Source organism: Pseudoalteromonas sp. OANN1 (assembly GCF_024124685.1).
Lineage (GTDB): Bacteria > Pseudomonadota > Gammaproteobacteria > Enterobacterales > Alteromonadaceae > Pseudoalteromonas > Pseudoalteromonas piscicida.
This window is the reverse complement of sequence record NZ_JAMXSE010000024.1, coordinates 52,125-64,484: the sequence shown is the minus strand read 5'-3', so window position 1 is coordinate 64,484 and position 12,360 is coordinate 52,125. Positions and strand designations below refer to the sequence as shown.

The following is a 12,360-nucleotide window of genomic DNA, read 5'->3' as shown; positions in this document are numbered from 1 at the left end:
TGGATTGTGGGCACTTATCTAATTAAACATTTCATCGGTTAATTCAAAGGGTTCCCAAGTCGCTTGTGCCGAACCAATTTCTTCTAAAATTCGTCCTTCGACGCCATCAAACGGTGCATTAGAAATCCACATTTTTACTTCTCCCTTTTCACCAAACCCAAAGATGATATAAGGATTAACATCGGTCTCCGTTTTGCCTGTGTAATAAGTCACACTCGGTAAATTACCCGCGATTTCGTATGCCTTGTCTCGCTGTACTATAAACACAGCACGATAATGCCTACCTTGCTTATAATCCCACCATTCTGCTTGAACTTTATGTGGGATCTCAGCTCCCCAAAATACTCCAACTTTCTGAGCATTTCCCCAACAGCAACCTATTGCACCTGCGGGAGGGGAAAATCTATCGTCAAATATAAGCTTTACCATCAGGTCACTTTTTTCATAAGCGGAAATACCTATATGTAATTTTTCGAGCTCTGTGCGTGAAGAACAACTGCAAAGCAGTATTACTAGCAACAAAATGATGTAGAGTTTATTTGTCATCCTTTTCTCCAAGTCGAACATCCCTAGTCTTATTTGCTTTTGACTTTAACTTTGGATTGTGGGCGCTTATCTAATTAAACATCTCATCGGTTAATTCAAAATGTTCCCAAGTCGCTTGCGCCGAGCCAATTTCCTCTAAAATTCGTCCTTCGACGCCATCAAACGGTGCATTAGAAATCCACATTTTTACTTCACCCTTTTCACCAAAACCAAAGATAATATAGGGCTCAAGATCGGTTTCTGTTTCACCTGTGTAATGGGTAATGCTAGGTAAATTACCCGCGATTTTGTATGCCTTGTCACGCTGCACAGATAGCGTTGCACGATAGTGTTTTCCCTGCTTGTAGTCCCACCACTGCGCTTCTACTTTATGTGGAATCTCAGCTCCCCAAAACGTACTATTTGCATTAGCATTTCCCCAACAACAACCTATTGAGCCAGCTGGGGGTGAAAACCTATCATCAAATATCAGTTTCACCATCAAATCGCTTTTTTCATACGCAGATATAGCTATATTTAATTTTTCTAGCTCGGTATGTGAAGAGCAACTGCACAGCAGTATTACTGCCACTAAAACGGTATAGAGCCTATTAATCATCCTTTTCTCCAAATTGATTTATTTCCATTTTTATACGCTTTCCACACTCGCACCTGCGGTAGCGCTTTTGCATTATTGTAAAACATTTCCCTTTGTCCATTTTCAGTCACGTCCTTTGCTTTTGTTTCCTCACCGTGAGCCAGTTTATCCATAGTTCCCGTAAACCGAGAACTAATATGAATATAATGCTCATATAACTTCTGCCAAGCTTGGCTTGTTGGCCCAGCTTTAAGCGCTTTTGGCACCAAAGTTGCGACCTCGTTGCTAAGTTCATAGGGATAGATACTTTGAAGACGCGCCATTTCGTTTAGTGGAACGCCATGTTGCACCGCCTCGTTATACATTTGGTGCAGTCCAAAATGGGCAAGGGTATTATCTATTTTACGTCTCCAAACAGGTCGGTATGTGGTGTAAAAATCCCTGTCTCTTCCCGAGCGACTAGCACCGTATCTTAGTCTTTTAAAGCGATAGGCCATATCTACGTTAATACCTGGCCACTGATATTTATGTTCAATTGCTAACTTTGCCTGTTGTACTTTTGCTTCATGCTCTGGATTTCCGGGAATACCACGAATGCGCTTTAAAGGATATTCAATATCAATACTGATAGGGGCATACCCGCCCCCAATATCAGAATGAACGCCTGGCAGATAATCTTCTTTATGGTTAACAAACAAGCTACCATCTTTATTTTTTAACGAGCTTAGTGGGAACTTATCACGCCGCTCATCCCAAGCCGTTAAGTGATACACAGCCCCTGCGCTGGCCTGATTGAGATCGAGTCTAGCTGCCTTCTCTAACTCATCTCTAGCATACAGCTCACTATGATCATTATCTCCATCCCCCCCTATCGAAGCGACAGTATCGAAAATTCCAACAAAGCGAAATACCACCTCTTTATTCGCTAATTTAGTATCTTGCTTTTCTCTCATTTCATTGATCAGATTAACAAATGCTCTTGCTGCCGCTGCGCCACGGCTAAAACCAAAACAGTCGAGTAACACAGTGCTACATAACTCAATATATTTACCTTTTAAGAAAAAGCTAAATTTAACAAGAGTGTTTACCAATCTCTCATCAAAAGAGTAGGCAACGGCTAAATCAATTGTACTATTACCTTCTCCTGCCTTAGTGCCTACGCCTTCGACATAGTGTTTAAAATGAAATTTATCATCCATTTCATACAACTCATGGAGCTTAGCGATATTCGTCGGCTCTTTATCATCAAAGGGGTCCAAAATATCGTTGTACTTGTTGTTGCCTGTACCATCAAAGAAGATCCCGATACTCGGTGGCTCGCTAATAAAATATAGGTGTATATTACCCTCACCTGACACTCTGTGTTTAATCAGCTGCACTCCACCATCAGCGCCAATCTTAAGTGCTTTTACTTTTTCTATATCAAGTAGGTCTGCATATGGCACATTGTTAAAAAGCACCTGCTCCGGCACACCTAAGATTTTTGCTTTTAGGCTATAGCGACCATCTTCATTCAACTTGCCGAATATCAGAGGCGTTTGTGTTGCCCCTTCAGAGGCTCTGGACAATGTGGGAGTATTAGCACCTTGGATCACAAAACTCACCGCCAACTCCCCTTCCAGCGACACCAATATGCGCTTTTCAGCCACTTCAGGTGATTTATCGACGTTAATCGAGGCCAATACCTGTTCAACCGGTGTTAACGGGTCTAATTGGCTTGCGCCAATGGGCTGATTAGGATCAACCCCACCACTGCTTGTAAAGGCATTGTTTCTAATCTCTGCTTTGAAATAAGACTTGCGTTTAACGATGATTAGCTGCTCTCTAGAACCGGCAGCACTGCCAGACCTTACACTTTGTAAGCCCTTTTTGGTCTTTATAAAAACACGAGTAAATTCGTCACGCTTAACATGGCGCCAATTATGTCTTTGTTGCAATACTATCCAATCACTGGCATGAGGCTTTAGTTGCGTTCTAATTTCTAACGGTAAATGAGCGGTTGTGGTATGGGGTGGTAAGACTTCCAGCTCATCGATTTGTTGGTCAATCAACCAATTATGTTTTTCTTCAACTATTTTCATCCTTGTTCACCAGAGTTAGTTTTTTATACCATCCTTTCGTATTAAAAAAGACTAACATTTAACCACCTAATTGGTAAATAAAATTTAATAAAATCGTAAATAAAACGTCTTATGGCGGTAAGTTTTCAACACCTAGGTCTTTGCTATATCAGCCGCAAAAGTAATGTGTGAGTTAGCCAAACTTTTTACATCATTTGTCACCCATAAATGATAGGATCGCCGCAATTGTCAGTAATGAGTCAAATTTATGCTTTCGTGTAACAACATCACTATGCAGTTTGGTGCAAAACCACTGTTTGAGAATATTTCCGTTAAGTTTGGTGACGGCAACCGCTACGGCCTAATAGGCGCTAACGGCTGCGGTAAATCCACCTTTATGAAAATCCTAAGCAAAGAGCTAGAGCCAAGTGCAGGTAACGTAAACTACGATCCAAACGAGCGTATCGCTAAGCTAAATCAGGATCAATTTGCCTACGAGCAATATACGGTTGTAGACACAGTGATCATGGGTCATAAAGAGCTGTGGGAAATCAAGCAGGAGCGCGATCGCATTTACTCATTACCTGAAATGAGCGAAGAAGACGGCATGCGTGTTGCCGACCTTGAAACGCAATTTGCTGAAATGGATGGCTATTCCGCAGAAGCAAAAGCGGGTGAATTACTCCTCGGTGTGGGTATTCCAACCGAGCAACATTATGGCTTGATGTCAGAAGTTGCTCCGGGCTGGAAACTGCGTGTACTACTTGCACAGGTATTATTTGCAGAGCCAGATATCATGCTCTTAGACGAACCAACCAACAACTTGGATATCTATACTATCAAGTGGTTGGAAGACGTATTGAATCAGCGTGATTGTACTATGATCATCATCTCGCACGACCGCCACTTCTTAAACTCAGTGTGTACACACATGGCGGATATCGACTATGGCGATCTGCGTATTTACTCAGGTAATTACGATGAATACATGTTTGCTGCGACGCAAGCTCGCGAGCGCCTGTTGTCAGACAATGCCAAGAAAAAGGCGCAAATCGCTGAGCTACAGCAGTTCGTTTCGCGCTTCTCTGCAAACGCCTCAAAAGCGAAGCAAGCGACATCTCGTGCTAAGCAAATTGACAAGATCCAACTGGAAGAAGTTAAAGCATCAAGTCGTCAAAATCCATTTATTCGCTTTGAGCAGGAAAAGCCGCTATTCCGTAACGCACTTGAGCTTATCTCGCTATCACAAGGTTATGACGACACCCTATTCTCTGATCTAAATGGCCTTGTTGAAGTCGGCGAGAAAGTTGCCATCATCGGTGAAAATGGTGCCGGTAAAACGACACTACTCAACACCTTAGCAGGCCGTAAAGCGCCACAATCAGGTGAGTATAAATGGTCAGAAAACGCCAATATTGGTTACTATGCGCAAGACCATGCTGACGAATTTGAAAAAGATCTGGATCTTTTCCAATGGATGGAACAGTGGCAACAGCCTGGCGATGATGAGCAAGTCGTACGCGGCTTCCTTGGCCGTATGCTGTTCTCTCAAAACGACATCAAAAAGTCAGTTAAGGTGATCTCAGGTGGTGAACAAGGCCGTATGCTATTTGGTAAAATCATGATGCATAAGCCAAATATCCTACTAATGGACGAACCAACGAACCACATGGATATGGAATCAATTGAGTCTCTCAACTTGGCACTTGAACAATACGAAGGCACGTTATTCTTCGTATCGCACGACCGTCAGTTTGTCTCATCACTTGCAACGCGCATTTGGGAAATTAAAGACGGTAAGATCACCGACTTCCATGGTACGTACGACGAGTACCTCGCGAAGAAAGCCGCTGAAGCCGTATAGGATTAGACTGTTAAGGGCCAATGATTGGCCCTTTTTATTTTCTTAAAAACAGCAGATCATTCCCCCCTCACTCACCAGCACAAAAAATAGACAAACCTGCAATTTTGCTGTTAGGATTGTTCTCGCAAAAATTGGAATAATAAAAGGGTCGGCTATGGAACGTTTACAGAATATGTATTCAATAATGTTGCTGTCTAAGCTGAAAGCAAGCTTTCCAGAATCGTGCGATATCAATCACCACACTTTTTCACTCCCACACGCAGATCAACAACTACTTGAAGATGTTGTGACTACTCACCTCAATGAAGGGCTTATCCAAGCGGATGGCCGTGATCAGTATAGTTTGACGACAAAAGCAATTGCACTGTTTGGCGAAGACAAATAACGAAAAAAATAACTTAATAACAAAGAAATAAGCGCACCGAAGTGCGCTTCCAAGTTATTAACCTGAGATCAGGTTAACTAGGGACTGTGATGCTATCGTTAGCATCTGTAACCAAAGTGACTTGGTTACCTATGAAATCTACGTCTAAATCCGACAATACCAGCCAACAACATAAGGCCGGCAAACATTGAACCGCCAGATGAATCAGAGTCAGTTGAAGGCTTATCAGGCACTTGATCAATCAAGGTATTTGCTTTTGGACTTAAGCCTTGAGCTGATTTGGGGTCATCATCCAGCACAGTAATTGCGTTTATGGTCACAAAGTTAGCTGCCCCCGGCTCACTATTGCTATCTTTACACTGTTCATCAGTGAAGTTAACTAATGGCACATTACCACAACGAGGAATTTTTGCTATCGCTGCTAATATTTCCATGCCATCACCAGTCACTTGACCAAAAACTGTGAAGCCACCGTTGTCAACGTCCAAATTTTTACTGTTGTCAACCAAATTAAAGAACCATTGGCTTGTCGCACTGTCAGGTCTATTTGCTACCTTTGCCATTGCAATGGTGCCTTTTACGTTAGACCACTTTGGTTCATTTTTTACAGCATCGTAAGTAGCGATGGCGTCAAGAGGCACGTCTCCTTCATATTTGAAGCCGCCGCCTTGCACAACAAAATCTGGAATAACGCGGTGAATAACCGTATCAGAATAACGCCCGTTATCTACGTATTTCAAAAAGTTTTCCACGGTTTTAGGCGTGCTTTCATCAAATAGATTGACCTGAAAGCTACCATGAGAAGTTTGAAATTCGACAATCGTTGCATTAGCAGCGAAGCTTCCCAACAAAGTTGAAGCGAGCAATAGAGAGTTTAGCTTGAACATACTTTTCCACTTGGTTATTTTAATTCTCTTTGCAAACTAGAATAAAAATTTATTTATAAGTCGGCTAGCAATTCATTGCCAGTGGTAACAATTAAGAACATTTGCAGACTTAGATTTACAAAAGCTGGTTAGGAACCCACCACACCTTGAGCAAGTTTTAGTCAAAAAAACGAATTTCACCGCATAACTCCTCGGAGTAGACGGTTTATACATGCAACACTTCGTCATTTTTTATATGATGCGCCCGATTATAATTCTAAATCCAGGACAACAAGTATATGAGTAATTCCTCTGAAGCGACGATGGAGATAAATACCATCAGCGATGGGCGCTGGACCCAACACGACACCCATTGGGTGTTAAGTTTATTTGGCACTGCGGTCGGCGCAGGTATTTTATTCTTGCCAATTAACATTGGTATTGGTGGTTTTTGGCCACTACTAATCATGACCGTGCTTGCCTTCCCTATGACCTTTTTAGCACACCGAGGATTGGCCCGGTTCGTCCTTTCATCAAAGCAAAAAGATGCCGACTTTACGGATGTAGTAGAAGAGCACTTCGGCGCAGGTGCTGGCCGTTTAATTTCCTTACTTTACTTTTTCTCTATTTTTCCTATTTTACTTATTTATGGTGTTGGCCTAACCAATACCGTCGACAGCTTTATCGTCAATCAGCTTGGCTTTGAGTCGCCATCTCGTATTTTGCTCTCTGGTTTGCTCGTTGCTGGCATGATTGCCATCATGCTTGGCGGCGAAAAGCTGCTACTGCGAGCTTTTGCTATTTTGGTTTACCCACTGGTTGGGGTATTACTGTTTTTGTCACTCTATTTAGTACCTAACTGGCAAATGCCAGTGGTAAGCACGCCTGATGTTGCGAGCTTAACCGAATTGCTTTGGCTATCCGTTCCTATCGTAGTATTTTCATTTAGCCATGCAGCCGCCATTTCTAGCTTTGCTAACGTGCAGCGTCGTCACTACAAAAGTGAGGCAGTTCAAAAATCAGAAGCGATCCTTCGTACGACCTCCATTATGTTGATAGTGTTTGTTTTGCTATTCGTATTCTCCTGCGTATTCTCTTTAACACCAGAACAAATGGAAGAAGCAAAATCGGCGAACGTGTCTGTTTTATCCTATTTAGCTAACGTGTATAACAATCCATTTATTGAAATGCTTGGCCCTCTTGTGGCATTTATCGCGATTACTTCGTCTTTCCTAGGTCACTTCCTTGGTGCACGTGAAAGCTTTAACGGCCTTGCAACCAAGCAAACAAGCATGAGCTACAAGCTTGCTGATAAGCTAGGCGTGGTATTTATGTTTATTGCTATTTGGGTTTGCGCCGTATTAAACCCAAGTATTTTGGACATGATGGGAGCTATCTCAGGCCCGATCATTGCGATGATCTTGTTTATCATGCCAACCATTGCCGTGTTTAAAGTACCGGCACTACAAAAATACAAAAGCCACATTGGCACTTATTTTGTGCTATTCGTCGGCTTGCTGGCGGTTTCTGCATTACTGTATAACATGCTAGGCTAACCAAAAGGGAGGCATCGCCTCCCTCACCTCTCTTGTTACTTATCTTCATAGCAGTTCAGACTAAATATAGTACTAGTTTTCAGTGTATTGAATGAACCACCATAACCGAAGAATGAACTTTGACTTTGTTTATCTTCATGGCAGTTCAGACTAAATTATGGTAGTTTTCAGTGTCTTAAATTGAATACTACAACCAAACGATGAATTTTGACTTTCCACCAGCAATGAACGAAGAAATCACAGCCCTAATCAATCAAGTGCATAACCTACCTGTGCATGAGCAAACGCTGTTGAGTGTGCTGGCGGTCGTCTATAAACCAGTTTCAGCAATCAAACTCAAACGCCTAGTTCAAGCGCTCGTGGCAAAAGAGATCATCCCCGAAAATGACTTTGAACAAGGTGTGAGTCATAGCCAAATTATGAAGTGGCGCTCAGACGGGTTAGTGACTTTTAACGAAGATGGAGTGCAAATAAATCTAAAACTCGCGACCAGTTTAAGCCATCGAGTCATGGCTGACGGCCAGTTTTTAGCAATCCTTAACGTCGCAGAAGAGTTTATCCCTGTACTGAATGCTTATGAATGGGAGCGCCAATTTGCCGATGAACAGCGACTCATTCGAGACTTTTTATTTATCAATCAACTACCAAAAGCCCGCAATCATTTAGGACTGGCGAAAGACCCACAGGCGGTGTGTCATAAGACCAACCAAGTGTTATTACCATTGTATTTTTATCCTTTTTCAGTTGAAGGATTTTCGGCGCTTGCTGATGACTTGCAATATCAAGCTTTTGCAACTTTGCTCTATACCTTACTACAAGGTGGTCACAGCATTCGCTATGCACTTGAAATACTCACCCAGGTTCAAGCCAAGACACAAAGCCCGCTACTGACCTGCTTATTAGCAGAATACCAAATCTATACCATGCAATTGGATAAGGCTCAGACGTTGGTAGCCAATATCCAAACCGCTTATAGTGCACAAATTATGGCAAGCATTGCTTTTTTACATCAACACGACGACCTTATCGTTTGTTTTGAACAAGCACTAAAAGCCAAAGACAAAATCACCAAACGTAAAAAGCAGTACCTAGGTAGAACACTGGGTTTGTTTCATAAGTTGGCGTTATTGCAGCAAGCCAATAGCCATGATGCCGCATTATTTGACACCCTCTCGCAACAGCTTGAGTTTGAAAGCCAAGACAGCAAAGCACCTTATAACAACTTCTTTGCCAATAACGTGCTGTTATACTGCGCAGAGAGCTTGTCGCAAAACAGTACCTACAGCAGCGCCCACTTAAATTATTCAAGCTTGAAGAAATCTCATGTTTTTGACTATTACTTAGGTCGCTTGCTCGACTGCTTTGCACACTTCTGGTGTAATCAGAGCTTAGATGCCAAAGCGCTTGCCAATCTCGACGACTGCATCGCAACGTTTGAGCGCCTCTCTTTACCTCTTTTTGCTGGGCTTGCAAAGCAGTTGATGCTGGCAATGCACGGTGAGCAATATCCGCTCGCGTTTAATCCCGAGCTTAATGTTAGTCATCTCGTTGCCAAAAAGACGGCATGGGATCTGGCACTGGACAAGCTTATTGCGCTCAACCCGAACGCAAATACCAGCCAAGAAGTTGACGAACAATTTCGCCTTATTTGGCAAATTAGGCAAGGTCGCTTTGATATTGAGTTTTTAGCACGCGAGCAAAAGCGGGGTAAAACAGGCTGGGGAAAAGGTAAGCCAATTTCCTGCAAACAACTGAAACAGCACCCCGAGCAATTTAGTTATATTAGCCAGTCTGATAAAAAGCTGATCGATGCCATCGCACCACAGTCAGGTTATGGCTACAATGGTCGTGCGGACTACGCCCTTGCTGGAATTCCCGCGTTAAAAGCCGCAGTCGGCGCCACCAACCTATACCATGAAGAAGACTTAAAACAAGCCATTACCATTGCCGAGAAATCTCCCGAGTTACACATCCGTCAACATGGCGACGATCTGCTGCTCTCTATTCCTAATTTACCCAGCTATTTTGGTCAACCGCAAACCTACTCATTTATTCAGCAAGCTGAGCATCACTACGAGTTTATTGTGTTTAACCAATCACATATACAGGTCGCTGAGATTATTGGTGAATCTGGATTAACCGTGCCTGCCAGTGCAAAACAAAAAGTGCTGTCGAGTATTAAAGCCATCGCACCTTATCTTAATGTACAGTCTGATTTAGCTGATATAGATACTGGGCTGGATAGCATCGAGGCGCAATCAGCGCTTGTTATTAATATTCAACCTTATCATCAAGGCCTCGATTTTCACTGTGTGGTCATGCCCTTTGGCGAAAAAGGGCCGATTTTTCATCCCGGGCACGGTATTGCTACTGTCAGCGCCGAAATTGATGGTAAACGCTTATCCACCACCCGAAACTTGTTACTTGAGCAGCAAAGATTGGATGAGTTAGATACGCACTGTCCGCTATTTTTGGAGATGACGGATAATCGCTTAAGTCTAGCCGAAATGGATGAAGCGTTGGAGGTGTTGCAAGAACTTGAGCTGGTGATTAATCAAGAGCCTTGCCCTATGGCGCTCAAGCTCAGATGGCCCAAAGGAAAAAAGGTTAAGCTCAGTGGCAAGCTCGAAAGCCAACATTTACAACTTGCCATGAGCAAGAAAAATGAATGGTTCGACATGACCGGCGAGCTACAAGTAAGTAATGACCAAGTTATCGAACTTAAACAGCTTCTCAAAATGGTTGCCACCAGCAATGGCCGCTTTATTGCGCTTGACGGTGAGCAAGTACTCGCCCTTTCAAGTGACTTAAAAGCGCAACTTGACCAGCTCAACAACGCGACCGAAGGCGGAAAGTTTCACCCGCTAGCCACGCCTTTAATTGCTGAAGCCACTACCGGAATGCGGATGAAAACCTTGCCGGCCTGGGAAGAGCAAAACGAAAAAATGCAGCAAGCCGTCGGATTGACTCCAACGCTTCCTTCAACATTACAAGCCGAGCTTCGCGACTACCAGCAGGCGGGATTTGACTGGGCTATGCGACTTGCCCATTGGGGGGCAGGTGCGTGCCTTGCCGATGATATGGGATTGGGTAAAACCATCCAAGCGCTGGCGATGATATTGGCCCGTGCCAATGTCGGCCCGACGCTTGTCATCGCGCCAACATCGGTCTGCTTCAACTGGCAACAAGAAATCCAAAAATTCGCTCCAACCTTGTCGGTGAAACTCTTTTCTGACTATCCACATTCTGATGCTAGAGCTGAGATGCTGAGCAGCTTGCAACCACTGGATTGTGTGATATTAAGTTATGGTCTACTCCAGCGCGAAGTTGATATCTTAAAGCCTATCGCTTTTGAAACCATTGTCGCCGATGAAGCCCAAGCGCTAAAAAATCCTTTAGCAAAACGTACTCAGGCCGCCTGCGCGCTCAAAGGCAAGTTTAAGCTGATCACCACAGGGACACCAATAGAAAACAACCTCACAGAGCTTTGGTCACTCTTTCGTTTTGTAAACCCAGGATTGCTCGGTAACCTCAAGCGCTTTAGCGAGAAGTTTTCCGCTCCCATTGAAAACGCCAATGAAGATAAACTAGCAGCACACCGTGCCCGTAAAGGCCTCAAACACCTGATCCAGCCTTTTATTCTGCGCCGTATGAAGCATCAGGTATTAACCGAATTGCCACCACGCACTGAGATCAATGTACCAATTCAATTGAGCCAAGAAGAACAAACCTTTTACGAAGCGCTGCGCCAAAATGCCATTGACGAAATTTCACAGTCAACACAGCAAGACAGTGCCAACGAACAACGCTTTAAAATGCTGGCAGCACTAACCCGCTTGCGCCAAGCCTGTTGTCATCCAAAACTGTTAATGGCAGAAAGTCAGATAACCAGCTCGAAATTAGCGGCATTGGATGAGCTTCTGACCGAGCTGCAAGAGAACAATCACAAGGCGCTTATATTCAGTCAGTTTGTAGGCCACTTGCAACTCATTAAAGCTCGCTTGGAAAAACGCGGGATCAGGTTTCAATATTTAGATGGCAGCACCCCAAGCAAAGCACGTCAGCAGGCTGTGAATGCGTTTCAAAAAGGTGAAGGCGAGGTATTTTTAATTAGCCTCAAAGCCGGCGGCTCTGGTTTAAACCTTACCGCGGCAGATTATGTTATTCACATGGATCCTTGGTGGAATCCTGCGGTTGAAGAGCAAGCGTCAGACCGAGCACATAGAATGGGGCAAACACGCCCCGTTACTATTTATCGCTTAATTGCCAAAGGCACGATTGAAGAACAAATTGTCGAGCTCCATCATCATAAAAAAGACCTCGCGGATCAATTGCTCGCGAACACCGATAAGGTGATGAAACTAGACGTAAACGATGTACTATCCATGCTCAAGGAGACGCTTTAATACCAATTGAATTAATTCTCCAATCAATTTGAAGGGTGAAATAGCATATTAGCTTCGTTAAAAATTTCTCATTTAGAACAACTAAATAGCAAAATTTTTG

General features: G+C 43.4%; 8 protein-coding genes. 4 read left to right on the top strand and 4 right to left on the bottom strand.

Annotated elements, in window-relative coordinates; all coding sequences use genetic code 11:
* Positions 1 to 18: 18 nt before the first annotated feature.
* From NH462_RS17970 to NH462_RS17960, 3 genes are all read right to left on the bottom strand, one after another.
* Positions 19 to 546, bottom strand: coding sequence for a hypothetical protein (locus tag NH462_RS17970; RefSeq protein ID WP_253106998.1), 528 nt, complete (start codon positions 544 to 546; stop codon positions 19 to 21).
* A gap of 70 nt (positions 547 to 616) precedes the next feature.
* Positions 617 to 1,144 carry a hypothetical protein gene (locus NH462_RS17965; RefSeq protein WP_253106996.1) on the bottom strand — a complete coding sequence of 176 codons (528 nt, stop codon included), beginning with the start codon at positions 1,142 to 1,144 and terminating at the stop codon, positions 617 to 619.
* Positions 1,141 to 3,204 (bottom strand): DUF2235 domain-containing protein, encoded by a 2,064-nt coding sequence (locus NH462_RS17960; RefSeq protein WP_253106994.1) that lies wholly within the window; start codon positions 3,202 to 3,204, stop codon positions 1,141 to 1,143. Before NH462_RS17960 ends, NH462_RS17965 begins: the two co-directional genes overlap by 4 nt.
* 247 nt (positions 3,205 to 3,451) lie before the next feature.
* On the opposite strand from NH462_RS17960, the gene NH462_RS17955 reads away from it, so the two are divergent.
* Both NH462_RS17955 and NH462_RS17950 read left to right on the top strand, forming a co-directional pair.
* Entirely contained in the window at positions 3,452 to 5,047 is a 1,596-nt protein-coding gene (locus tag NH462_RS17955) for an ABC-F family ATPase (protein ID WP_222243002.1), read from the top strand.
* Between the two features lie 154 nt (positions 5,048 to 5,201).
* On the top strand, positions 5,202 to 5,432 hold the full coding sequence (locus NH462_RS17950; RefSeq protein WP_010375451.1) for a hypothetical protein: 231 nt from the start codon (positions 5,202 to 5,204) through the stop codon (positions 5,430 to 5,432).
* Between the two features lie 125 nt (positions 5,433 to 5,557).
* On the opposite strand, the gene NH462_RS17945 is transcribed toward NH462_RS17950, so the two are convergent.
* A complete protein-coding gene (locus NH462_RS17945) occupies positions 5,558 to 6,319 on the bottom strand; it encodes a peptidylprolyl isomerase (RefSeq protein WP_010375449.1) in 762 nt (253 codons plus the stop codon).
* A 278-nt stretch (positions 6,320 to 6,597) separates the two neighbouring features.
* Here NH462_RS17945 and NH462_RS17940 point away from each other — a divergent pair, with 278 nt between their 5' ends.
* Both NH462_RS17940 and NH462_RS17935 read left to right on the top strand, forming a co-directional pair.
* The gene (locus NH462_RS17940; protein WP_253106993.1) at positions 6,598 to 7,854 is read left to right on the top strand and encodes an aromatic amino acid transport family protein; all 1,257 of its coding nucleotides are present in this window, start codon (positions 6,598 to 6,600) and stop codon (positions 7,852 to 7,854) included.
* A gap of 200 nt (positions 7,855 to 8,054) precedes the next feature.
* Entirely contained in the window at positions 8,055 to 12,260 is a 4,206-nt protein-coding gene (locus tag NH462_RS17935; protein ID WP_253106991.1) for a DEAD/DEAH box helicase, read from the top strand.
* Positions 12,261 to 12,360 lie beyond the last annotated feature (100 nt).